Here is a 24,394-nt window from a genome sequence, read left to right on the forward strand (position 1 = left end):
TAACGAGCGTGTACCCGGCATGTCAAATAGGAAGTCTCTGGGCAGGCAGGCGCGTCCGGGTCGGGTAGACTTGGCGCATTGCCCCGACGTGCTTGCGGCAATACTCTCGCAAATTCGACCAACCCATCACTCAATGACTCCGACAAAAGCCATCTCGCAACCCGAACCGCCCCGCAAACGCACGCGTGGGCGTCCAACGTGCGACTGCACGCATGGTGCCGACGCGTTGCTGCTCAACGCCCGCCGCATCTTCGCGCAGCGAGGGTTCTATGCGAGCAGCGTGAGGCAGATTGCGGAGGCGTCGGGCGTCGACGCTGCATTGATTTCGCACCATTTCGGCTCGAAAGAGGCGCTGTGGATCGCCGTTGTCGACCAGATTGCAGGATTGACGCGTTCGATGGTCGAGCAGACGATCGCACTGCGCGACGCACCGCTGGCACCGTTCGAGCGCATCGAGCAGGCGGTGCGTGTGTTCGTGGAGGCGGTATTCGAGAACCCCGACGTCGGCATGTTCTTCTCGACCGCGGCTACCGAGGAAGGCGAACGGCTGGACATTCTCACGCAGCGGCTCGTGCGTCCGTATCGCGACGCAATGGTGCCGCTCGTCGCCGACTGGCTCGCCGCGCAGCAGCGTCCGGTGTCGGACGCGGACGTCATGTTCTTCATGCTGACCTCGGCGATCAGCAAGACCGTGTCGTATCGCCACATGATGGGCCCGTTTCTGCCGCCCGAAGGCATGGCCGACCTCAAGCGCACCGTGCTCGACTGCGCGATGGCGCTGATCCGGCAGTGATGCCGCATTGATGCTGTCGATGGAGGGCGTCCGCAAGCGTCGTATAAGATAGCGGCACCCGGGCCGGCCCCGGCCCGTTTCTTTCTCTTACGGTGCCCCCTATGTCGAACGAAATCAAACGTCTGCACACCAACGCTCGCATGAGCCAGATCGTGATCGCCAACGGCGTGGTGTATCTGGCCGGTCAGGTCCCGGATACGGCCAACGTGTCGGTCACGCAGCAGACGACTGAAATTCTCACCCGCATCGACTCCCTGCTCGCCGAAGCCGGTGTGAGCAAGTCGCGTCTGCTGACCGCCAACATCTGGCTATCGGACGCCAGGCACTTTGCCGAATTCAACGCCGTGTGGGACGCCTGGGTGCCCGAAGGCCACGCTCCGACGCGGGCCTGCGTGCAGTCGCCGCTCATGCGCGCCGGCCTCGAGGTCGAAATCGCCGTGACCGCGCTGGCGTAACCACACCGCACGCCCATGACGTTCGACGCGCTGGTGCTTGGTGCCGGTATCGTTGGCGTTTCCGTCGCCGTGCATTTGCAGCGACGCGGCATGTCGGTCGCGCTCATCGACCGCAAATCGCCCGGTAACGAAACTTCCTTCGGCAACGCCGGGCTGATTCAACGCGAAGGCGTGTATCCCTACGCGTTTGCGCGCGACGTCGGCACGATACTGCGCTTCGCTGCCAACCGTTCCACGGACGTGCGTTATCACCCCTCGGCCATGGGAGCGTTCGCGCCTTTTCTCGCGCGGTACTGGTATCACTCGGAGGCCTCGCGCCACGCGGCGATTGCGCGCGACTACAGCACGCTGGTCGCGCATTGTGTGACCGAACATCGGACGTTGATCGCGGCGTGCGGTGCGCAACATCTGCTGCGCACCGGCGGTTGGGTGAAGGTGTTTCGCACCGCCGCCGCGATGGACGCCGCGCAGCGCGACGCCGAACGCTGGCGCAGCGAATACGACGTGCCTTTCGAACGCCTCGACGTGCAGCGATTGCGCGACGAAGAGCCGTCTCTCGCGCACACGCTCGTGGGGGGCCTGCGTTACACGGCATCGGATTCCGTCAGCGATCCGGGCGCGCTCGTGACCGCGTACGCGCGATACTTCGAATCGTTGGGCGGACGTGTGTTCACGGGGGATGCCACCACCTTGCAGCCGCATTGGTCGGTGCAAACGGAAGCGGGACGTCTCGAAGGCCGCCGCGCCGTCGTGGCGCTCGGCCCGTGGGCCGATACGGTAACGCGCCCGTTGGGATACCGGTTCGTGCTGGCCGTCAAACGCGGCTATCACATGCATTATCGGGCACAACCGGAAGCGACGCTCAATCAACCGGTGCTCGACGCGGAACATGGTTTTCTCATCACGCCGATGACGCGCGGCATTCGCCTCACGACGGGTGTCGAACTGGGATTGCGCGACACGCCGCCCACGCCGGTGCAACTGACAGCCGTCGAACCGCTGGCGCGGGGCACGTTTGCGTTGGGCGAGCGCATCGACCCGGTGCCGTGGCTTGGGTGTCGCCCATGCACGCCCGACATGAAGCCGGTCATCGGTCCCGCGCCCCGCCATCGCGATCTGTGGTTCGCGTTCGGCCACGCACATCATGGATTGACGCTCGGTCCGGTGACGGGACGCCTCATCGCCGAAATGATGACGGGCGAGACGCCGGTCGTCGATCCTACGCCGTTCGGCGCCGAGCGCTTTTGAAACGGCTGCCGCAGCGTTACTGCGGCATCTCCTCCTCGGAGTCGACGCTCGGCGAATGCGCGGTATTGCCTGCGTCGTCAACCTCGCCGCCGATCACACTGATCTCGAACAACGGCTTGCTCGCCTGTGAACGCACTTCGGGGTCCTCGGGGAAGGTCTTGAGCAGCGGCAGGATGACAGCGCCGCCGATCACGTTGCGACGGCTGTTATCGGCTGGCGACAGACCCCAGAGGTTCTGGTAGGTCATCGGCACGCTCGCGCCCGCGGGCCCGGCCGGCGTCGCATTTCCCAGATACAGCATGATGTGCCCGTTGATGTGGATCAGCGTCATGAGCGCACGGCCACGTTCGGCGAGCGTGCGCAGGCGCGTGTCGATGTCGGCGGCGCGCAGGTCGGTGCGCCGCCCCGCGCGCAACTGGTCGGACGAGTGACGCGGCAGCCACACGCCGAACGGTGCGAAAAGACTGCGTGTCTCGGCGGAGCAGTCGTTGTAGAACAGTGTGTTGCCCCAGCCGTACGGCCGCCCGATCTGCTGCTTCATCACCTGCGCCAGATGCCTCGGTGTCAGTGTCCAGGGCATCGGCACGACGCTCGACGCGTCGAGCGCCGTCATGCGGATCTGTGCCCGGCGTCGCACATCGGCCACCGCAAACATCGCCATCTGGCGACCGTCACGCGCCCGTGCGAGCGGCACGTTCGCGCGCACGATGGCGCCCAGATTGCGCGTTGCCGCCTCGCGCCAGACGGCTACGAACCGCTCGTCGACGGAGGCCACCGTGCGCGCGTCGACCCAGCCGATCAGATCGGGCGAATAGACGAGCAGCCACGCGCCGTCGCGGCTGTGCGCCAGCGTGTAGACGGGGGTGCCCGGACGCAGCGCGGAGTCTTGCAGGGCATCGAATGGATAGCCCTCGCCCGCCTCGCGAAAATCGTAGAACGCCGGGTCGTTGGTTGGCAGCAGGCGCACCAGTGCATTGTCGACGGTGATGCCGCGACGTCGCGGATCGTATGCCCAGTTGGCGTGATCGGCATTGAGTTGTGCGAGCGCCATGTTCGTTTCGATGGCGCGAATCCATGCGGACGTATGGGGCTGGAAGTTCTCGCCGTACGTCTTGCGAACGCCCGGACGATCGTTGTCGAAGCGCCGGACGCGGCGGCCTTGCGAATCTGCGAGCTGTGCGGCGCCGGCGGCATCGAGCAGCGAGGTCGCCAGCCACGCGCCGTTCCAGGGCGAAGCGTCGCGCGGCCCGACACCGAAATAGCGCGCGCGAAAGGCGTCGAATCGCTTCGCCTGTTCCTGCGTGGACAGCAACGGCCGATCGTAGCCGGGGGCGTCGGGCGGGATCCATCGATCGACGTTCTGATCGTAATGCTCGATGGGGAAGCGGCCCACGTTGTAGCGCGCGGCCGGCGAGGGGGGCGCCGATGACGACGGCGCGGGCGGTTGCCCGGGCGTACCCGCGCAGGCCGCGAGTACGAGTAAAGACAGGAGGGGCGCGACAGCGGCCGCGCGGCGGCGGTGCCTGCGCGTCGTGGCCGCGCCGGTTGCCCCGGTATTGCGCTTCACGAAAAAGATCACGGCGAAGATGGCGCGCCGCATCGTGCCGCGTACCGTGAGAATTGCGCCCATGTCGTGCAAAGGAGAGCCCGAATTTCGTCATGCTACTCCATCGACATGGGCGCCGGATTGAGCGCCGGATTCAGCGCGGTGTTGACGTCTTGCCGGTATGCAGTACCAGCAGGTCGTGCGCGCCGTCCCCCCGCATCACCAGCGAGCCGTGACGCTTCCGAGCACCGTGCGGCCCGTGCCGTAATAGCACTGTACGGTGGTGTTGCATCCCGCGACGTAGGTGCGGTCGAACAGATTGCTCGCATTGAGTTGCACTCGCCAGCGCCAGCCGATGTCGGCGTGCAGCGACGCGTCGACGAGCGTCACGCTGGCCACCGAAAACGAGTTCGCGCTGTCGCCGGCCGTCTGTCCGATGTAACGGATGCCCGCACCTGCGCCGAGCTTCGCGTCGCCTACGCTGCCGAAGTTGTAGTCCGCCCACAGCGACGCCATGTTGCGCGGCACGCCATACGGGCGTTTTCCCAAATCGGTGTTGTTGCTGCGCGTCACCTCCACATCCTGATACGTATAGCTCGCTACCATGTTGAGCCGGGACGTCAGGCTCATGCGTGCTTCGAGTTCCACGCCGCGTGAGCGCACTTCGCCGGTTTGAATCGTGTTGCGTGTGTTTGCCGGGTCGGCGGTCGAGACGTTCTGCTGGGTCAGGTTGAAGAGCGACGCCGTGAAGATCGCGTCGGTATTGCGCGGCTGGTACTTCAGGCCGATTTCGTACTGCTCGCCCGTCGTCGGCAGCAGCGGCGCGCCCGCCAGGTTGGTCGAGAGCGTGGGCAGGAACGACGTCGAGTAGCTGAAATACGGCGACAGACCGATGGCCGATTCGTACAGCAGGCCGGCGCGCCATGTGAACTTGTTCGGCGTTTGCTCCACCGATGTCCGGGCGATATTGTTGTCGGTCGTCGACCAGGTGAAGTCTTCCCGGCCGCCGAGCGTGAGATACCAGCGATCCCAGCGAATCTGGTCCTGCAGGTACAGGCCGAGCTGCGTTTGCGTCTGGTCGGTGCTGGTCGTCGGATTCGCGGGCAGCACGCCTTTCACGCCATAGACCGGTGCGTAGAGGTCGAGCGACGGCGCACTGCCCGTCCACACGCGGTTCAGGAAGCGTTGCGTCTGAAAGTCCACGCCGCCCACCAGCTTGTGCGCGACGGGGCCGGTTCTCAGGTCGTACTGCACGTTGTTGTCCAACTGCCAGCCGTTGAGGATCGGCGCGGCCTGATACGCGGTGCGCTGGTACGTGCGCTGGTCGGCGAGCAACGCGGTTCCGTAGATCGACTTGTAGTCGAGATCCATGTGCGTGAAGCGTGCGGTCGAGCGCAATTGCAGGGCGTCGTTCACGCGATGTTCGAAGCGGTAGCCGGTGGCGACCTGTGTCTTGCGGTAACGGTCGAACGACGGATCGCCCGTGAGCAGTTCGCGATCGATGCGTCCCCAGCGCGACGGGTTCACCATGCCGAGCGCCGGGCCATAGCTGACCGATGACCCCATGTTGTCCTGCATGTAATTGACGAACCACGTAAAGCTCGTTTGCGCGTTCGGCCGCCAGGTGATCGAGGGCTGAATCATGAGCCGGTCGTCGCTCACGTTATCGGTCTGGGCGTTCGACATCCGGCCGAGTCCCGTGATGCGATACAGCAGGGTGCCGTCTTCATTGGCCGGGCCGGTCATGTCGACGCGCAACTGCCGGCGATCGAACGTGCCGTAATCGATGCCGATCTCACGATACGGCTCCGCGCTCGGGGCCTTGCTCACCAGGTTGACGAGGCCGCCGAGGTTGCCCGCGCCGTAGAGAATCGAGCTTGGGCCGCGCAGCACTTCCACGCGTTCGAGCGTGTACGGATCGACACGCACGGCCGCATAGCTGCCCGGGCGGTTGGCGATCTGCGGCACGCGCAGTCCATCCCAATAGACGTCGGCATTAAAGCCGCGAATGTAGAACCAGTCCGCTCGCGTGTCGCTGCCATAGGGGTCGGCGTTCACGCCGGCGGCGTACTTCAGTGCGTCGGTGACGGTCTGCACGGCCTGATCGTTTATCTGATCGCGCGGGATCACACTGATCGACTGTGACGTCTGCATGATCGAGGTGTCCGACTTCGTCGCGGTGTCGCTGCGGGTGGCCACGTAACCGACGACCGGGCCGCGTGCCACGTCGCGTTCCGCGCGGGCGTTCACGGTGGTCTGCGGCAGGGCGACGGCAGGCCCCGAGTCCGCACTGCCGGCAGCGTTGGGGCCGGGCGCGACGATGTAGCCGCCGTTGGGCTGGCCGGTGGCCTGCAGGCCGGTCCCTTCGATCAGAAGGGCGAGCGCGAGCGACGGCGTGTAGGTGCCCGACACGCCTGCGGTGCGCTTGTCGGCGATTTGCGCGGCGTCGTAGGAAATCATCAGGCCGGTCTGCTGCGCGAAGGCGACGAGTCCCTGTTGCAGCGAGCCTGCGGGAATATGCAGCGACTGCGCGGCGCGCGCGGTGGTGGCGGACGACGCGGGCGTGCCAGGCTGGGCCTGCGCCTGCGACGCGGTGATCGCTGCAGCGGCGAACCATGTGCCGGCGGCGAGCGCGATCGCCCGGCGGGCGGTGACGGTTTCAGCACGCACGCGCGTGGGGCTGACGTGAGAAGACATGACGGCGGATTCCTTTCGTTGGAGCATCGAAACATCGAAATGGGCTTTCCTGTCTATGCCCCGCGAGATTCGAAAACCCCTCATTCGACGTCACAATTTCCGGCGTGCCGACGCCTCGGCCGTTTCAGGTGTGTGTGCGCTCGCCGCCGATGGCGCGCAATGTGGGTGAGCCGGACGAGTTCGGCAGGCCATCCGCCGATCGGCCGGTGCGTGTGCCGGGCTGAAGGCGCACGAACCAGCGGGTGTAGCGCTGGACTGCCACCGGCAACGTGCGCGCGAGCATGTCGAGGACACGGTCGGTGTCGTCGACCGGATAGATGCCGGACACGCGCAGCCCCGCCACTTCTGGGGCGCATCCGAGGTGGCCGCGCCGGTATCGGCCCAGTTCGGTGAGGAAATCGCCGAGCGGCATCGCGTGCACGACGAGCATGCCCTGCGTCCATGCCGCTGCGGCGTTGGCGACGCCCGCATCGTCGAAGCGTGAGCGAAGCGCCGTGGCGTCGAAGGTCGCGCCCTGCCCCGCGGATAGCACCGCGGCGGCATCGGCGCGTTTGGCCGGCACGACTCGCACGGCACCCTCGAGTACCGCGACGGCGGCGCTGTCGTCATGCTCGCGCACCACGAAACGCGTGCCGAGCGCCTGAAGGCTGCCGTGCGATGTATCGACGAAGAACGGGCGGTGTCCATGATCGGCGTCGGCACCGGTGGTGATGGCGATCTCGCCGCGCACGAGGCGCAGGCGGCGCACGTCCTGCGAGAACTGCATGTCGACGGCGGAATCCGTGTTGAGTGCGAGAACGGTGCCATCGGCAAGCTGTACGGTACGTCGTTCGCCGATGCCGGTGTTCAGATCCGCCCGCCACGCGCGCACGGCATTCGAATCGCTCGCCGACCAGACGGCGCCGGTCACGCCTGCGACGGCCATCAGTCCGAGCAGGCGGCGCCGGCCCGGATTGGCGCGTGCGCGTATGAGCGTTCGGTGTGCGAGCAGCGGGGGAATCGTCCGAAGATGCGTGCCGAATTCGACGAGACGCTGCCACGCGAGGGCGTGTCGCGGGTCGGCATCGTGCCAGTGTTGCCATTCGGCCCGGGTCGCGGCGCGCGCCCGGACGTCGACGTCGGGGTCGGCATCGGCGGCTTGCAGACGCACGAACCATTCGGTTGCCGCCAGCGTAATGGCTTCCGGCAGCGGGGCCGGGGGGATCGCGTGACTCATGCGGACGTTCCCCCGAAGCAACAGGCGTGGAGCGCTTTGACGATATGGCGCTGCACGGTGGCGATGGAGATGCCGACGGACTGCGCGATCTCGCGTTGGCCGAGGCCGTCGAGCTGCGACATGAGAAAGACACGGCGCACGACAGGCGGCAGGCCGTCGAGGCGGCGGTCGATGTCGATGAGCGTCTGAAGCACGATGGCGCGGGTTTCGGGATCGGGCGCGACGGCCTCGGGCTGGGCGGCGAGCGCTTCGAGATAGGCGGCTTCGATCTTGCGATGGCGGTGCAGGTTGGCGACGAGTCCTTGCGCGACGACGGTGAGAAAAGCACGCGGCTCGCGAGGGCAGACCGGCGTGTCCTTGCTGAGCAGGCGCACGAAGGTGTCATGGGCGAGGTCTGCGGCGTCGCCGTGGTTGCCGAGTTTGCGGTGCAGCCAGTTGCGCAGCCAGCCGTGATGGTCGTGATAGAGCGCCGTCACGCCGGATGCCTCGGCGCGTGCATGGTCTTGGCGTCCCCCGTTGTCGTCACGCATCATGGTGGTGGCTTGGCTGCTTCGGCACGCAACCGTCGCTGATCTAGCCGCTTTTCAGGTTAATGATAATCATTCGCATCATATCATGACCTATCGTGCGGTGACGCTTTCGGAGGGATCTGGCCGGGGGCGTGGAATTAAAACCACCCCGAGCATGGGAATGGATGGGTGCTGTACAAACATACAGTACAATCGTTGCGTGCCGGGCGACGTATGGATGCTGTCAGCGACTGTCGTATCGGCCTGATAGAGTAGTGACCCCAAGGCGCGTATGCGCTCTCCCGTCTGCCCAGAGACCAAGTGGATAAGCCCTCCAAACCCGATCCGTCGGCCGGCCACGCCATCCGTATTCGTGGCGCCCGCCAGCACAACCTCAAGAACCTCGACGTCGATCTCCAGACCGGCGAGATGACGGTCGTGACCGGTCCGTCCGGTTCCGGCAAGTCGAGTCTGGTGTTCGACACGCTGTTCGCCGAAGGCCAGCGGCGCTATGTCGAGACCTTCAGTGCCTACGCGCGTCAGTTCCTCGACCGCATGGACCGTCCGCAGGTCGACCATGTGGAGGGCGTGCCGCCCGCCATTGCCATCGATCAGACCAACCCCGTGCGCAGCTCGCGCTCGACGGTCGGTACGATGACCGAACTCAACGACCACCTCAAGCTGCTGTTCGCCCGTGCGGCCGCATTGTTCGATCGCGAGACGGCGCAGCCGGTGCGTCACGACACCCCCGAGACGATCTACGCCGATCTGATGGCGCGCACCGCGCAGAGCGATCCGCGCCTGGTCCTCACGTTTCCGGTGGAACTGCCCGGCACGGTCACGCCAGACGAAGTCGAGCAATGGCTTTCGGCGTCCGGCTACACGCGCGTGCAGGCCGAGCGCGAAGTCGCGACCGCGCAGGGCTCGCGCAAGGTGCTCGACGTCGTGGCCGACCGGTTTCGTTTGCAGAACACCGAGAAGGCACGAGCGATGGAAGCCATCGAGTCGTCGCTCAAACGCGGTCGTGCGCGCCTGAATGTCTACGTGCTGGCCGACGAGGGCGAGCCGGAAATCTGGCGCTATTCGCAGGACCTGCATTGTCCCGACAGCGATCTGCACTACGCCGATCCGCAACCTGCGCTCTTCTCGTTTAATTCCGCCTACGGCGCCTGCGAAGCCTGCCGCGGTTTCGGCCGGGTGATCGGCGTCGATCTGGGGCTGGTGATTCCCGACGAGCGCAAGACGCTGCGCGGCGGCGCGGTCAAGACCATTCAGACGCCCGCGTGGAAGGAGATTCAGGACGACTTGCTGGAGTATGCCGGCAAGGCCGGGATTCCGCGCGATACGCCCTGGTCGAAGCTCTCGCCCGAGCATCGCGAGTGGGTCATTGAAGGCGACCCCGACTGGCGCGGCGAATGGAACAAGCAGTGGTACGGCATTCGTCGCTTCTTCGGCTATCTGGAGTCGAAGGCGTACAAGATGCATATCCGTGTGCTGCTCTCGAAGTACCGCAGCTACACCACGTGTGAGACTTGCGGCGGTGCGCGCCTGAAAACGGAAGGTCTGCTGTGGCGACTCGGCTCGAAGGAGAACGCCGATGCCGTTCTGCCTCCCGCACAACGCTTCATGCCGCGCGGGGTGTCCTGGTCGCGCGAGCAGCTCGAAGCGCTGCCCGGCCTGACCATGCACGACCTGATGCTCATGCCGATCACACGGGTGCGTCAGTTCTTCGATTCGCTCACGCTTGCGTCCGGCCTGCTCGACGACGCGCTCAAGCTGTTGCAGGAGGAAGTCGGCACGCGTCTTAAGTATCTGTGCGACGTCGGCATCGGCTATCTCACGCTCGATCGCCAGAGCCGCACGCTCTCGGGCGGCGAGGTGCAGCGTATCAATCTGACGACGGCGCTCGGTACGTCGCTCGTCAACACACTGTTCGTCCTCGACGAGCCGAGCATCGGCCTGCATCCGCGCGACATGGATCGCATCGTGGCCGCCATGCACCGTCTGCGCGACGCGGGCAACACGCTCGTCGTGGTCGAGCACGACCCGGCGGTGATGCTCGCTGCGGACCGCGTCATCGACATGGGGCCCGGGCCGGGCGAGCGCGGTGGCCAGATCGTTTTCGACGGCACGCCGGAAGACGTGCGCCGGGCCGACACGCTCACCGGCAGCTATCTCGGGGGGCGCAAGCACGTCGCGAATGCGTCGAACTGGCGCGCCCGGCCCGTCGATGACGCCACCCCGCGCCTCACGCTGACCGGCGCGCGCGAGCACAATCTCAAGCGCGTCGACGTCGACATTCCGCTCGGCCGCCTCGTGTGTGTGACCGGCGTTTCCGGTTCCGGCAAGTCGACATTGGTGCAGGACATTCTGAGCCCCGCACTGGCCCGTCACTTCGGCGACCCCACCGAAGCGCCGGGTGCGCACGACGAACTGATCGGTGCGGAGCAATTGTCGGGCGTGGTGTTCGTCGACCAGTCGCCCATCGGCAAGACGGCGCGCTCGAACCCGGCAAGCTATGTCGGCGCGTTCGACGAGATTCGCAAATTGTTCGCCGCCGAACCGCTCGCGCTGCAACGCGGCTACAACGCGAGCACGTTCAGCTTCAACTCCGGTAACGGGCGTTGCCCGACGTGCGGAGGCTCGGGCTTCGAGCACGTGGAGATGCAATTCCTGAGCGACGTGTATCTGCGCTGCCCGGATTGCGACGGCAAGCGGTATCGCGCCGAAGTCCTGGATGTGAAGATTCAACGTGCCGTGCCCGGCGAGGCGATGCGCGAACTGAGCGTGTCGGACGTACTCGAACTGACGGTCAACGAAGCCGTCAAGCTGTTCTCGTCGGATCGCGACGTGCGGCGCGTATTGCAGCCGATCGTCGACGTCGGCCTCGAATACGTGAAGCTCGGCCAACCCGTGCCGACGCTCTCGGGCGGCGAAGCGCAGCGTCTCAAGCTCGCCGGTTTTCTCGCGGAGGCCGCGCAGAAGAAGACGGCGAGCGGCCAGAAAGTGGCGCATCGCGGTCGTCTCTTCATTTTCGACGAACCCACGACCGGCCTGCACTTCGACGACATCGCCAAGCTGATGCGCGCCTTCGGCAAGCTGCTCGACGGCGGCAACTCGCTGCTCGTCATCGAACACAATCTGGACGTGGTACGCGCTGCGGACTGGATCATCGATCTGGGACCGGAGGGCGGCGAAGGCGGCGGCGAAGTGCTGTGCGCCGGCACGCTCGCGCACGTTCTCGCGTGCGAGGGCTCGCACACGGGGCGGGCGCTGGCCGACTACGAGCGCACGGTGGTGGCGCCGGCGCTGGCCGCAGCATCGGGCCGGACCGGCGGCAACGCGGGCATGCCGCTGCAAACCGCATTGCGCGCCGAGCGTGCCCGTCGCAAGCCGGCGGGCGGCGACGACATTCGTATCGTCAACGCCCGCGAACACAACCTCAAGTCGCTCGACGTGGCGATTCCGCGCGGCAGGTTCAGCGTGATCACCGGGGTGTCCGGCTCGGGCAAATCCACGCTCGCGTTCGACATTCTGTTCAACGAAGGACAGCGGCGGTATCTCGAATCGCTCAACGCTTATGCGCGCTCCATCGTACAGCCGGCGGGGCGTCCGGAAGTGGATGCCGTGTACGGCATTCCGCCCACCGTCGCCATCGAGCAACGTCTGTCGCGCGGCGGACGCAAGAGTACCGTTGCCACGACCACGGAAGTCTGGCATTTCCTGCGTTTGCTGTACGTGAAGCTCGGGATTCAGCATTGCATTCATGACGGCGCGCCCGTCACGGCGCAGAGTCCCGATTCCATCGTGGCGCAACTGATGCGCGACCGTCGTGGCCAGCATGTCGGTCTGCTGGCGCCGCTCGTCGTCGGACGTAAGGGGATCTACACGGATCTGGCGAAATGGGCCAAGGCTCGCGGACATTCTCACCTGCGGGTGGACGGCGTCTTTCTGCCGGTGGACCCGTGGCCGAAGCTCGATCGCTTCCGGGAGCACACCATCGAATTGCCGGTTGGCGACGTGGTGATCGTGCCGGAGAACGAAGGTATGCTGCGCACGTTGCTCGCGGCGGCGCTGGAGCTGGGCAAGGGTGTGATGCACCTGCTCGCCCCGCTCGACGGCCTTGGCGACACGATGGGCGACGAACAGCCGGGTGAAGGCGTGGGCGAGATCGAGGTGTTCTCGGTCAAGCGTGCCTGCCCGGTATGCGGCACGAGCTACCCGGACCTCGATCCGCGCATGTTTTCGTTCAACAGCAAGCACGGCTGGTGCGCCACGTGTGTGGGGACCGGGTTGGCGCTCACGCGCGAGCAACGCGAAGCGTTCGACGACACCGTTCTCAATCAGGACAATCGCGGGCGCGAGCATTCGTTGCCCTCGCAGGATCAGGAACCGGAAGACGTGGGGGATCAGCCGTGTCCGGATTGCCATGGCGCACGTCTGAATGGCGTGGCACGTGCCGTCACGTTCGACGGCCACGCGATCTCCGATGTCGCGCAATGGACCGTGACGGACACGCGTCAGTGGATTGAGCGCCTCGCACTGAAGGGCCGCGACGCGAGCATCGCGCGCGATCTGATCAGTGAAATTCAGGGGCGTCTGGCATTTCTCGAAGAAGTCGGACTCGGCTATCTCACGCTCGACCGGGCCGCGCCCACGCTCTCGGGCGGCGAATCACAGCGCATCCGTCTTGCGGCGCAGCTCGGCAGCAACTTGCAGGGCGTGTGCTACGTGCTCGACGAGCCGACCATCGGCCTGCATCCGCGCGACAACGGTATCTTGCTCGGCGCGCTGCGCAAACTCGGCGATCAGGGCAATACGCTGGTCGTGGTGGAGCACGACGAGGATACGATTCGCCGCGCCGACCACATCATCGACATCGGCCCGGGGGCGGGCAAGCGCGGCGGTACGCTCGTCGCGCAGGGCAATGTAGCGGATCTCGCGTCGCATCCCGATTCGTTGACCGGCAAGTTTCTCGCGCATCCGTTGCAGCATCCGATTCAGCCGCGCCGCGAAGTCGTTGCGCCGGCGAAGGGAGTCGACGCGGTGCCGCCGAACTGGCTGACGGTGCATGGCGCAACGCTTCATAACCTGAAGAACGTGACGGCCTGCCTGCCGCTTTCCCGTCTCACGGCCATTACCGGCGTGTCGGGATCGGGCAAGTCGACGCTCGCGCGCGACGTGCTGATGACGAACCTGCTCGATGCGGTGGGCCGTTCGGTGCTGTCGTCGCCCGCCGAGCGACGCGCACGCAAAGGGACGGTTCGCCATGCCGTGAAAGCCGACGGCAAGCCGCGGGTGAAGTCGGAAGCACCGGCGCAGGCGCGTCAGCCGGTGGTACATGCCTGGCACGGGTGCGAGTCGGTGACTGGCTGGGAGATGATCGACCGCGTGCTGGAAGTCGACCAGACACCGATCGGCAAGACGCCGCGTTCGTGTCCTGCCACGTACATCGGCTTCTGGGATACGATCCGACGGCTCTTCGCCGACACGCTCGAAGCGCGGGCGCGCGGCTATTCTGCGTCGCGCTTCTCGTTCAACACCGGCGAAGGCCGTTGCCCGGCATGCGAAGGACAAGGCGTTCGGACCATTGGCATGAGTTTCCTCGCGGACGTGAAGGTGCTGTGCGATGTCTGTCATGGGCAGCGCTTCAATGCCGAGACACTGGCCGTGACATGGCGCGGCAAGAGCATCGGCGACGTGCTGACGATGGAAGTGGACGAAGCCGTCGAGTTCTTTGCGTCGATGCCGAGCATTGCACATCCGCTGCAACTCATGAAGGACGTCGGGCTCGGCTATCTCACATTGGGGCAGCCGTCGCCGACGTTGTCGGGCGGCGAAGCGCAGCGCATCAAGCTGGTGACTGAACTGACCAAGGTGCGCGACGACATCACGCGACGCGGGCAGAAGTCGCCGCACACGCTGTACGTGCTCGATGAGCCGACGGTCGGTCTGCACATGGCGGACGTGGCGCGTCTGATCAACGTGCTGCACCGGCTGGTGAACGGCGGGCATACGGTCGTGGTCATCGAGCACAACCTCGATGTGATCGCCGAAGCCGACTGGATCGTCGACATGGGACCGGAGGGCGGCAAGGACGGCGGGACCGTGGTTGCCGCGACCTCGCCCGACGCGCTGGCCAGGGTCAAGGCGAGCCACACCGGTATTGCGCTCAAACCCGTGCTTGCGCAGACGGCAGCGTCCGGAGCGACGGCGGCAACGCCGCAGGAAGCTGCCACGGCGAAGTAAGGGATACGGGCGCAAGCGTGAGGCGGGTAGCGTTGGAGAAGGCGCCGCCCGCCGCATCGACTCCACGGACCTCGGTGGCTCGAACCGAACCGGGCCAATGCTGCGTGCCGCGCTCGTCGTGGGCGCCGACGGCGCGCACCCGTGGGTGCGCAGCACCGCCGGGCCATGCTGCCGATAGCGGAATACGCCGACGACTTCACGGGACGCCTGACGCGAGCATCCCCGTTTTTTGTTGGCGCATCATCTCATGGCACGCAGCGCCCTACTTTCCACAGCCCGACGTAGCCCGTTTACCCATCTCATTGCGCTGATCGTTCGGTGCTTTGGTCGATTTTAAAATATATTAATCAATATATTGTTCGGTTGGATCTAGATCATTAAATCTCCACGAACGCACCGAATGTGAGTGCTCGCTTGCAAGTGTGAGCAGCCAACCGAGGTTCTCTCGAAATCTTTCCAATTATTTCTAAATCGGAAATTAGAAATAGACAATTATCGACTTTATTGCGATTGATGAGAGCAATAGACTGCAACTGTCGACGATGAATTGAACATCGCCTCTTTCAGACAGACAGGAGAATCATCATGAAGCGCACTCTTATTACCTCGGCTCTGGTTTCCGCAATGCTGGCTGTTTCGGCCGGTTCGGCTTTCGCCAGCGACGCGTTCGACGGTCCCTCGGAATTCTCGTGGGTCCCGCAAACCAGCGTGCTGACCCGCGCACAGGTTCGTGAAGAACTGGTGCAGGCCCAACAGGCCGGTCTGGTCGTGCAACACGACGCCGTCTACCCGAAGGCAGCGCCGAGCGCTCAGCCGGCTGCGGCGAGCGCCCCGGTGACCATGGGTTCGGTCGGTGGCCTGCAACGCGCCGGTACGACCTACTTCGGCAATTAAATCGGTACCCATCGCTTTCGCGAATCGCTGCACTTGCCGTAACACCGTAAGCCTGCGCCGATAAGGTGCATCGCCTCCGGATCGCAGTCTCCGATACCAGATCGGCCGCCTCGTTTGCGGCCGATTTTGTTTTGGGCGCTCGCATTTCGTGGGCGCCGGAAAACTGAACGGCGCTTACCGTCCGCCGCGCGAACGTTGTATTCGGGGCGGGGACCGACCGGATGACGTTCGCTCGCGTTGCCCCCGAAGTCGACGGGTGTGAATAACCCTGTCGATAACGCTGTGAACAAGCTGTGTTGTAGTTGTGGGCAACCCTGTGGACGATCAGGGGATAGCTGGTGGATAGCCAGTGGAAAGGCGGTGGAAAATACGGGAAAACGACGGGGATAACCTGTGGATATGTGGTAAGCATACGGTGAACAAGTCCTGCATAACCCGGGGCAAGCCAGTGGATTTCCTGTGGAGATCTGCCGTTTTTCTGTGGGCAAGTTTGTGGATTAGCAGTGGACAGATTCGATTCGGCTGGTGCGGTTGCCACCTCCAGCATGCCTGCCCGGCGAGACGTCCTCTCAATAACACCGGACGCACCCAGAAATCCGCTGGCCGACTGTCTGCGCCAAAAATTCGATGATGCGTACGATGGCGTTGTCGCATGCTTCGGGCTGGGGACCCATCATCGGTGCGCCCCTGGCGGTGACGTCTTGCACGAAGGTTGCTGCCCGGCGTGGCTTTGGCCCGGACGTCGATCACAAACATTTGTCACTTAGCATTCGCCAATCGGAGATAAGGCGTGATGCCGTCACCGCTTAGAATGTCATCGGATACCGAATCAATCCATCCGAGCGTTCCTCCCGTGGAACGTAATGCCCGTCCGGAGACATTCGACATGAGCGACAAAAATAATGGCAACGAAGGCACGCCCGGCAGTCCGGCAACCCCGCCATGGCGGCTGGAGACGTTGGCCGTGCACGGCGGCTACCGTCCGGATCCGACCACACGCGCCGTGGCCGTTCCGATTTATCAGACGGTGGCCTACGCCTTCGACGACACGCAACACGGCGCCGATCTGTTCGATCTGAAGGTGCCGGGCAACATCTATACGCGCATCATGAACCCCACGCAGGACGTGCTGGAGCAGCGGGTCGCGGCCCTCGAAGGCGGTGTGGCGGCGCTGGCGCTGGCCTCCGGTCAGGCGGCGGTGACCTATGCAATCCAGACAATTGCGGAAGCGGGCGACAACATCGTCGCGGCCAGCACGCTCTATGGCGGCACCTACAACTTGCTGGCGCACACGTTGCCGCTATCGGGCATCACCACGCGTTTTGCCGATCCCCGTGAACCGGAATCGTTCGAGCCGCTCATCGATGACAGGACCAAAGCCATTTTTGCCGAGTCGGTCGGCAACCCGCTGGGCAACATCACGGATATCGCGAAGCTCGCGGAGATCGCCCATCGTCACGGCATTCCGCTCATCATCGACAACACTGTGCCGTCGCCCTACCTGCTGCGCCCGTTCGAGCACGGCGCGGACATCGTCGTCCACTCGCTGACCAAATATCTCGGCGGTCACGGCACGAGCATCGGCGGTGCCATCGTGGATTCGGGCAAGTTCCCGTGGGCGGAGCACAAGACGCGCTTCAAGCGTCTGAACGAACCGGACGTGAGCTATCACGGCGTGGTGTACACGCAGGCATTCGGCCCGGCGGCGTACATCGGCCGCGCGCGCGTGGTGCCGTTGCGCAATACCGGCGCGGCCATCTCGCCGTTCAACGCGTTCCAGATCCTTCAGGGCATCGAGACGCTCGCGCTGCGGCTCGAACGCATTACGGATAACGCGCTCAAAGTCGCGCAATTCCTGAAGACGCACCCGAAAGTGGAATGGGTGAACTATGCAGGGCTGCCGGAGCACCCCGAACACGCACTGGTGGACAAGTACCTGTCGGGCCGCGGCCCAGGCATTCTCACCTTCGGTGTGAAGGGCGGACGGGCGGCCGGCGCCGCATTTCAGGACGCGCTGCAACTCTTCACGCGGCTGGTGAACATCGGTGACGCCAAGTCGCTTGCCACGCACCCCGCGTCCACCACGCACCGCCAACTCTCTCCGGACGAACTGCGCAAGGCCGGCGTGAGCGAAGAGACGGTGCGCCTTTCCCTCGGTATCGAGCACATCGACGACCTGCTAGCCGACCTCGATCAGGCACTTCGCAAGTAATCGCCGACGCGCCGGGCGGCCGTCGTTCCAACTGGCGCAACGCCAGGCGGCACGAGGTGTTCCGCTCCGGGCCGCGACTCGCCGAGACGCTTCACGTCCTCATTTTCCGCCAAGATTGCCGGAGTATCATGCGCCGCATCCGGCTGGGGGCAGGCAGCCGGTGCCGCCGCCATGTGACTGTCACTAAACGGTCACAATAACGGCGTACTGTCCTTGCCCATTTCTCAAGGATTACGCATGGACTATTTGCAAGTGCTCGTGCTCGCCGTCGTACAAGGCGTGGCGGAGCTGCTTCCGGTGTCGAGTTCGGCACACGTCATCATGGCCGAGAAGCTAATGGGGCTCGATCCGTCGACGCCCGCCATGACGCTGTTGCTCGTCATGCTGCACACCGGCACGATGCTCGCGGTCATCGTCTACTTCTGGAAGTCGTGGCGCGAGCGCTACTTCTCGTCGAAGCACGATTTCATCCATAACGCGAAGCAGGTCGTCGTTGCGACGGCCTTCACCGGCGTGATCGGTCTCGCGCTGATGTTTTTCATCGAGAAGGTGCTCATGCGCGGCACCGGCCATGCGGAAATCGAGCACCTCTTCGGCAACCTGTACATCATCTCCGCTGGCCTCGCGATGGCGGGCATTCTGATTCTGATCTCGGGCAGCAGGCGTGCGCCGATGGGCGACCGTCCGATGCGCGGCGCGGATTCCGCGTGGATCGGCGCGGTGCAGGGCATCTGCCTGCCCTTTCGTGGTTTTTCGCGTTCGGGTTCGACCATTTCGACGGGCATGCTGCGTGGCCTGGACAAGCGGCGCGTGGAGGAATTCAGCTTTGCGCTGGCGGTGGTGCTCACGCCGCCGGTGATTGCCAAGGAAGCGTACCGTCTGTACAAATCGGGCGGCGCGCAATCGCTCTCGGGGCATTTCATGTCGGTGCTCACGCCGAGTCTCGTGGGCATGGGCTTCAGCTTCCTCGCCGGTCTCGTGGCGCTGCGCTGGCTGTCGCGCTGGCTCGAACACGGCCGGTGGTACCTGTTCGGCATCTACTGCCTCGTGGCGTCCGCCGTCGTGCTTGCGGCAAGCCAGTATCTGTAAGCCGCCGGAGGGCAGCCCTCGCGGCTGCCCTCGTATCAAACCAGTCCCGCCACGACGTCCATGAACGCGGCGATGGCGCGCGACTCACGACGCTCCGCCAGACACACCACGACGGTGGTGGTCTCCACCTTCGCATCGCCGATCGCCACCGTTGCGAGCCGCGCGTCGGGCGTGTGTTCGCGAGCGGACACGGCGGCGATGCCGAGCCCCAGGATGACCGCTTCGCGAATCGCTTCGCGGCTGCCGATCTCCATCGCCACTTTGGGGACCACACCGGCTTCCTGCATGGCGGCCTCCAGCGCGTGGCGCGTGGTCGAGCCCGCTTCGCGCATGAGCAGCGGTTCATCGGCCAGATCGGCGAGCTTGACGCTGGGACCCGCGCCGCGCCCACGACTGCCGCGACCCTGGGCAAAACGATGCGTGCGCGGCACCAGCAGTACGACCGGATGCGTGCGATACGGCACCGCATGAAGCCGTACATCGTCGTGATATCGCGCGAGCACCGCGACGTCGGTGCGATAGGCCAGCAAGCTCTCGATCATCTCCTCCGAATTGCCCGAGCGCATCGAGATACGAATGCCCGGATACCGCGGCTGGAATGCCGCGACGATCTCCATCGCGTGGTGCGGGCCGACCGCGCCCAGCCGTAATTCCCCCGTGCGCAGGCCGCCATGCTCCTTGAGCAGGCCGAGTGCTTCGGCTTCGTCCGAAAAGATGCGCAGGCTCACCGCGTAAAGCGCCTTGCCCGTGGGCGTGAGCGTCAATCCACGACCATGACGATAGAACAACTCCACTCCGTAAGTGTCTTCGAGCGCGCGAATCTGCGTCGTCATCGTTGGCTGACTCACGTGCAGCGCCTGGGCGGCGCGCGTAACGCTGCCGTGACGCGCCACGGCGTGGAACGAACGCAACTGGGTGATCCGCATGCCTCAAGCTCCCGTGACAAGGTATAGGTTTTACCAATATGTCGGCGAAAAAATGTGAATTGGAAGTATAGGACGCCGCTCTCCATAATCCAGCTCAATCTTCGTCAATCGATCGCAACGCCTTCCGGCGCGGCGGCGCTTAAGCCACCATGACTGCACGTTCACGCTTCCATAATCCGGTCGACGTCCACTTCGGTGCGGGTTCGCTTGGCGCTCTGCCGGAACTCGTCGGCAACCGTCGCGCAGTGCTCGTCACGATGCCCGAAGCAAGGGCGCTCGGCATGACGGGACAGATCGAGGCGCTGCTCGGCCGGCGGCTTGCCGGTGTGATCGATCAGGTCAGCCCGAACCCGGACGTGCGGGAGCTTGCGCCGATGTACGGCGACTTCTGGCGACGCTACGCGCAGTGCGAAGTGATCGTGGCGCTGGGCGGGGGCAGTGCGCTGGACACCGCCAAACTGCTGATGGTCGCAGGCGACGACGACAAGTTCGCCACGCTGGTCGATGCACTCGACGCGGGCGGCACCTTCCGGCCCACGCGCATCAAGCGGCTTATCACCATCCCCACGACCGCGGGCACCGGCAGCGAAGTTACGCCGTGGGCCACGCTGTGGGATCGGCACGTCAAACGCAAGAAGTACTCGCTGCATCTGCCGCAGACGTGGCCGGAGGCGGCCATCGTCGACCCCTGCCTGACACGCTCGCTGCCATACGCCGTGACGTTGCAAAGCGGTCTCGATGCGCTCTCGCATGCGCTCGAAGCGATCTGGAACGTCAACGCCAATCCGGTCTCCGACACCTTCGCCGTGACAGCTGCTCGGGACATGATGCGCGTGCTGCCCAAGCTCATGGTGTCGCTCGACGACATGACGCTGCGTGCGCAGGCGGCGCTGGCCGCGCTTCAGGCGGGCATGGCCTTCTCGAATACCAAGACGGCGCTCGCGCACTCGATTTCATACGACATGACGATTCGCCACGGCTTGCCGCACGGCATTGCGTGCTCGTTCACCCTGCCCGCGGTCATGCGTCTGGCGATCGGCAGGCGTGCGGATCGCGACGCCGTGCTGGCGCGCGTGTTCGACGGCGATATCGACGGCGCCCCCGAGGCGCTCACGGCATTCCTCAACGGTCTGGGCGTGGCCACCGAATTCTCCGCCTATGGCGTGAGCGGGCCGGAGTCCGCGGAGATGATCGCCGCTGCCCTCGACGGTCCGCGTGGACGTAATTTCATCGGCGCCGTCGCCTGATCGACAGGGCGACACCGCGCCGGTTTCGTTCTCGCGCAGTTGCTGTTGCATGAGTGTTTTCGAGTCTTACCCGTAGTCCCCGCAATACCCATTATCAAAACGATAGCCGCTCACCGGATCTCCGGCATGCGTGGCACAAGAGGCATCCAGGAGACAGACGCCCGGCGCAGATCGGTGCGTCGCAGCGCGCCGCCGGGGCGCGGCGCATCAACAGGAGGCGCAATGGAACAGGTTCTCACCGGAGTTGGCGCGCGGGATGCCGTCAACGCCGAAAAAGCGGTGCGCACGGTCGCGCTGGCCAGCCTGATCGGCACGACCGTCGAGTGGTATGACTTCTTTCTCTACGGCACCATCACCGGGCTCGTCTTCAACAAGCTCTTCTTTCCCAGCGGCGACGCCTTCGTTGCCACCGCGCTCGCTTACACCGTCTACGCCGTGGGCTTTGCCACCCGCCCGCTGGGCGGCATTCTCTTCGGCCATTTCGGCGACCGGCTCGGGCGCAAGCCATTGCTGATCGTCACACTCACCATCATGGGCGTGTCCACGTTCCTGATCGGTCTGGTGCCGACGTACGACAGCATCGGCATTGCCGCCCCGTTGATTCTGCTGTTTCTACGATTGCTGCAAGGCATCGGACTGGGCGGCGAATGGGGCGGTGCGGTGCTCATGGCATTCGAGTATGCGCCGCGGGACAAACGCGGGCAGTTCGCGGCGTATCCGCAGATCGGTCTCGCGGTGGGGCTGTGCCTGTCGACCGGCGTGGTTGCCCTGCTGTCGTCTACGCTTACCGACGAACAGTTCATGTCATGGGGCTGGCGGCTCGCGTTCATGCTGAGTCTGGTGCTCGTGGCGGTCGGCATGTTCATCCGGCTGCGTGTGCTGGAGACGCCGGAGTTCGCCCGGATCAAGGACAGCCAGCACGTGGCGCATGTGCCGCTCTCGGAGATCGTGCGCGACTATCGCCGCAACGTGTTGCTCGGCTGGGGGGCGCGATATATCGACGGCGTGGTGTTCAATGTGTATGCGGTGTTTGCGATCTCGTATCTCGTCGGCACGCTGCACTTTCCGAAGACGCCGATCCTGCTGGCCGTCACGCTGGCCGCTTTGGTGCTGGTCGTGACGATTCCGTATGCGTCGAAACTCTCCGATCGCGCCGGGCGGCGCCGCGTGTTTGCCGCGGGAGCGCTGGCATGCAGCTTGTCGTCGATTCCGGCGCTGGCCGTCATGCACTACTCGGGCAACGTCTGGTGGGTGTCGCTCGCGGTGATCGTGCCGCTCGGTGTCGTGTATGCGTTCGTGTACGGCCCGGAAGCGTCGATGTTCTGCGAGTTGTTCGACACGCGGGTGCGTTACACCGGCATTTCGGTCGTCTATCAGGTCTCGGGGATCGTTTCCAGCTCGATTACACCGTTGGTGGCGGCGACGCTGCTCGAATACGGCGGTCACAAGCCGTGGTGGATCGCGGTGTACGTGCTGGTGGTGGGGTGCCTGTCCGCTGCGTGTGCGAAGGCGATGAAGCGGACCTACTGAAGGGGCGTCGAGGCAGGGGGTGTGAAATCCCGTGTGACGCAGGTCCACGGGGATACGGCAGGCCGGCGGATGGCTCCCCGGCTTGCCGTTTTTTTACGATGCCGCCCGGTAATGGCCTGTTGGCGGCCTACCGACGGCTTACTGGCCGAAGTAGATCGAACCGGCGCGATTCACGCGCCCCGGCACTTCGTACACGGGCGAGACGACCGAACCCTGTTGAGCGGCCACCGGGCCCGGCTGTGCCTGAACCTGGGTTTGCGCCTGCGCTTGTTGCTGGCTTTGCTGCGGCTGCGCGGCTTGTTGTTGCGTATTCTCGGCGGCGTTCGCGCCGGTGAAGGCGCCGGCACCGAACAGTGCGACTGCAAAGGTCGAAGCGATCAGCACTCGTTTCATTTTCATTTCTCCTGTCTGGCGAGACGTCCACCGTGGGCGCCGTCATTGCCGCCAATCTACGCCGGCGGCACAGGGAGAAAAATGCGTTCCCGGAAAAGGACGCATTGCTGAAAACGAAATAATGAAACGCGGCGGGACTCGTCGCGCCAAGCGGCCGACTCACGAGCCGGCCCACGAGCGCCCGCCGAGGCGGGCAAAATCAGCGACGTGTGAACTGCGTAGCGCGTACGCGGGCTTCCTGCTGGCGACGCGACCGCGCGGCACGGCTGCGCAGGTACGAGGCGGTGAGCAACGAAGTGCTCGCCAACAAAAGGAAAGAACCGAGGGCAGCCATGGTAGTGCTCCTGTAAACCGGCATCGTCCGCGGTGCGGCGCACCCTGCGAGCCACGATGCCGGCTGACTTCATCATGTTGTCACTCTACTGCTGACGCACTTTGCGATAAAGCCCATTTGAGCAAACACGCTGTTTCGCGTAGCGTCATTGCGCCTCGATTCGTCCCAAAAACCGGATAAAACCGTGACGAATTTGGCAGACATATTCGGCTCAACGGCTTCAAATGGTTGATTTTCAATAGTTTTTTCGAATCGGACGATCGGTTGCATTTCGTAGACGTTCAGTTGCGAAAAAACCACGGGTTTTCCCTAAGATTCACTCATGCCAACGCGACGGACACCGCAACGCAGCAAAACGAAGCGCCTCCGGCCTCGACGCTGATGATGCCCCGACCGCTAGCTGAATCCGAAGTATCCAACCAAATTGACAGGAGTCTCACCATGAACACCCGTATCCTTGCCGCCGTTGTTGCCGCTGCTTCGTTTGTCTCGGCTTCCGCTTTCGCCGATGCCCGTTATGACGACAACACTCCGAATCTGCCGGTGGCGACGCAAAGCCAACTGAGCCGTGCCGACGTGCGCGCCGAACTGATTCAGGCTGCCGCCGACGGTCAACTGCTCCAGACCGAAACCGGCGCTTCGCTGGTGGCGGCATCGCATGCCGACACGACGGCACCGGCCGCCGCTGCGCTGACCCGCGCCGACGTGCGTGCGCAACTGAGCGACCGTAACGTGTTTGCGCAGGACAGCCGTTCGTAATTCACGGCACCCGCAGCACCTGTATGACCCCTGTAGTCCCGCAGTAGAACGCAGTAGAAGACAGCAGTACGGCAACACCGAGGCGTCGTCCCCAGGCGATGCCAGGCCGCCGGCCCGCACAAGGGCCGGCGGCTTTTTCTTGCCGGGACGCGCGAGGGCGGTCGATGCCCCGCTCGCTGCGGACACGAGGCGACAGGCGTCGCGCCAAATACAGAAGCCCTCCGGATTGGCGTCCGTAGAATCCGCCCAGCCGCATGGTGAGCGACGCTGCGATGCACCGGCGGCACGGCCTGCATC

General features: G+C 64.6%; 16 protein-coding genes. 10 read left to right on the forward strand and 6 right to left on the reverse strand.

Going from position 1 to position 24,394, the window contains the following annotated elements; all coding sequences use genetic code 11:
• The first annotated feature begins 133 nt into the window (after nt 1-133).
• The 3 genes from AB870_RS00170 to AB870_RS00180 all read left to right on the forward strand — a co-directional run bounded on the left by AB870_RS00170 (nt 134) and on the right by AB870_RS00180 (nt 2,496).
• A complete protein-coding gene (locus AB870_RS00170) occupies nt 134-793 on the forward strand; it encodes a TetR/AcrR family transcriptional regulator (protein ID WP_047906464.1) in 660 nt (219 codons plus the stop codon).
• Between the two features lie 101 nt (nt 794-894).
• Nucleotides 895-1,248 (forward strand): RidA family protein, encoded by a 354-nt coding sequence (locus AB870_RS00175; RefSeq protein WP_047906465.1) that lies wholly within the window; start codon nt 895-897, stop codon nt 1,246-1,248.
• Between the two features lie 15 nt (nt 1,249-1,263).
• On the forward strand, nt 1,264-2,496 hold the full coding sequence (locus tag AB870_RS00180) for an NAD(P)/FAD-dependent oxidoreductase (protein WP_047906466.1): 1,233 nt from the start codon (nt 1,264-1,266) through the stop codon (nt 2,494-2,496).
• 16 nt (nt 2,497-2,512) lie between these two features.
• On the opposite strand, the gene AB870_RS00185 is transcribed toward AB870_RS00180, so the two are convergent.
• The 4 genes from AB870_RS00185 to AB870_RS00200 form a co-directional block, all read right to left on the reverse strand.
• Nucleotides 2,513-4,126 (reverse strand): C40 family peptidase, encoded by a 1,614-nt coding sequence (locus AB870_RS00185; protein ID WP_053059503.1) that lies wholly within the window; start codon nt 4,124-4,126, stop codon nt 2,513-2,515.
• 135 nt (nt 4,127-4,261) lie between these two features.
• The gene (locus AB870_RS00190) at nt 4,262-6,739 is read right to left on the reverse strand and encodes a TonB-dependent siderophore receptor (RefSeq protein ID WP_047906467.1); all 2,478 of its coding nucleotides are present in this window, start codon (nt 6,737-6,739) and stop codon (nt 4,262-4,264) included.
• A 124-nt stretch (nt 6,740-6,863) separates the two neighbouring features.
• Entirely contained in the window at nt 6,864-7,955 is a 1,092-nt protein-coding gene (locus AB870_RS00195) for a FecR domain-containing protein (protein WP_053059504.1), read from the reverse strand.
• Complete coding sequence (locus AB870_RS00200; protein ID WP_237170013.1) at nt 7,952-8,488, reverse strand: sigma-70 family RNA polymerase sigma factor; 537 nt, start codon at nt 8,486-8,488, stop codon at nt 7,952-7,954. Before AB870_RS00200 ends, AB870_RS00195 begins: the two co-directional genes overlap by 4 nt.
• A 297-nt stretch (nt 8,489-8,785) precedes the next feature.
• On the opposite strand from AB870_RS00200, the gene uvrA reads away from it, so the two are divergent.
• The 4 genes from uvrA (at nt 8,786) to AB870_RS00220 (ending at nt 18,908) form a co-directional block, all read left to right on the forward strand.
• Nucleotides 8,786-14,713, forward strand: a complete 5,928-nt coding sequence (gene uvrA, locus AB870_RS00205) for an excinuclease ABC subunit UvrA (protein WP_174554710.1) — start codon at nt 8,786-8,788, stop codon at nt 14,711-14,713.
• Nucleotides 14,714-15,298: 585 nt separating this feature from the next.
• A complete protein-coding gene (locus AB870_RS00210) occupies nt 15,299-15,607 on the forward strand; it encodes a DUF4148 domain-containing protein (protein WP_071386812.1) in 309 nt (102 codons plus the stop codon).
• Between the two features lie 886 nt (nt 15,608-16,493).
• Entirely contained in the window at nt 16,494-17,819 is a 1,326-nt protein-coding gene (locus AB870_RS00215; RefSeq protein WP_047906469.1) for an O-acetylhomoserine aminocarboxypropyltransferase/cysteine synthase family protein, read from the forward strand.
• 237 nt (nt 17,820-18,056) lie between these two features.
• Nucleotides 18,057-18,908, forward strand: coding sequence for an undecaprenyl-diphosphate phosphatase (locus tag AB870_RS00220; RefSeq protein WP_047906470.1), 852 nt, complete (start codon nt 18,057-18,059; stop codon nt 18,906-18,908).
• 35 nt (nt 18,909-18,943) lie between these two features.
• On the opposite strand, the gene AB870_RS00225 is transcribed toward AB870_RS00220, so the two are convergent.
• Nucleotides 18,944-19,834, reverse strand: coding sequence for a LysR substrate-binding domain-containing protein (locus tag AB870_RS00225; protein ID WP_047906471.1), 891 nt, complete (start codon nt 19,832-19,834; stop codon nt 18,944-18,946).
• Nucleotides 19,835-19,983: 149 nt separating this feature from the next.
• On the opposite strand from AB870_RS00225, the gene psrA reads away from it, so the two are divergent.
• Nucleotides 19,984-21,081: an iron-containing alcohol dehydrogenase PsrA gene (gene psrA, locus AB870_RS00230; protein ID WP_047906472.1), complete on the forward strand. Its 1,098-nt coding sequence runs from the start codon at nt 19,984-19,986 to the stop codon at nt 21,079-21,081.
• A gap of 222 nt (nt 21,082-21,303) precedes the next feature.
• Nucleotides 21,304-22,611, forward strand: a complete 1,308-nt coding sequence (locus AB870_RS00235; RefSeq protein ID WP_047906473.1) for an MFS transporter — start codon at nt 21,304-21,306, stop codon at nt 22,609-22,611.
• A gap of 138 nt (nt 22,612-22,749) precedes the next feature.
• On the opposite strand, the gene AB870_RS00240 is transcribed toward AB870_RS00235, so the two are convergent.
• Nucleotides 22,750-23,004, reverse strand: coding sequence for a hypothetical protein (locus tag AB870_RS00240; protein ID WP_071386813.1), 255 nt, complete (start codon nt 23,002-23,004; stop codon nt 22,750-22,752).
• Between the two features lie 775 nt (nt 23,005-23,779).
• Between AB870_RS00240 and AB870_RS25435 the strand changes: the two genes are divergently transcribed.
• Complete coding sequence (locus AB870_RS25435) at nt 23,780-24,097, forward strand: DUF4148 domain-containing protein (protein ID WP_047906475.1); 318 nt, start codon at nt 23,780-23,782, stop codon at nt 24,095-24,097.
• Nucleotides 24,098-24,394: the final 297 nt, after the last annotated feature.

The sequence above is a fragment of the Pandoraea faecigallinarum genome (assembly GCF_001029105.3).
GTDB lineage: Bacteria > Pseudomonadota > Gammaproteobacteria > Burkholderiales > Burkholderiaceae > Pandoraea > Pandoraea faecigallinarum.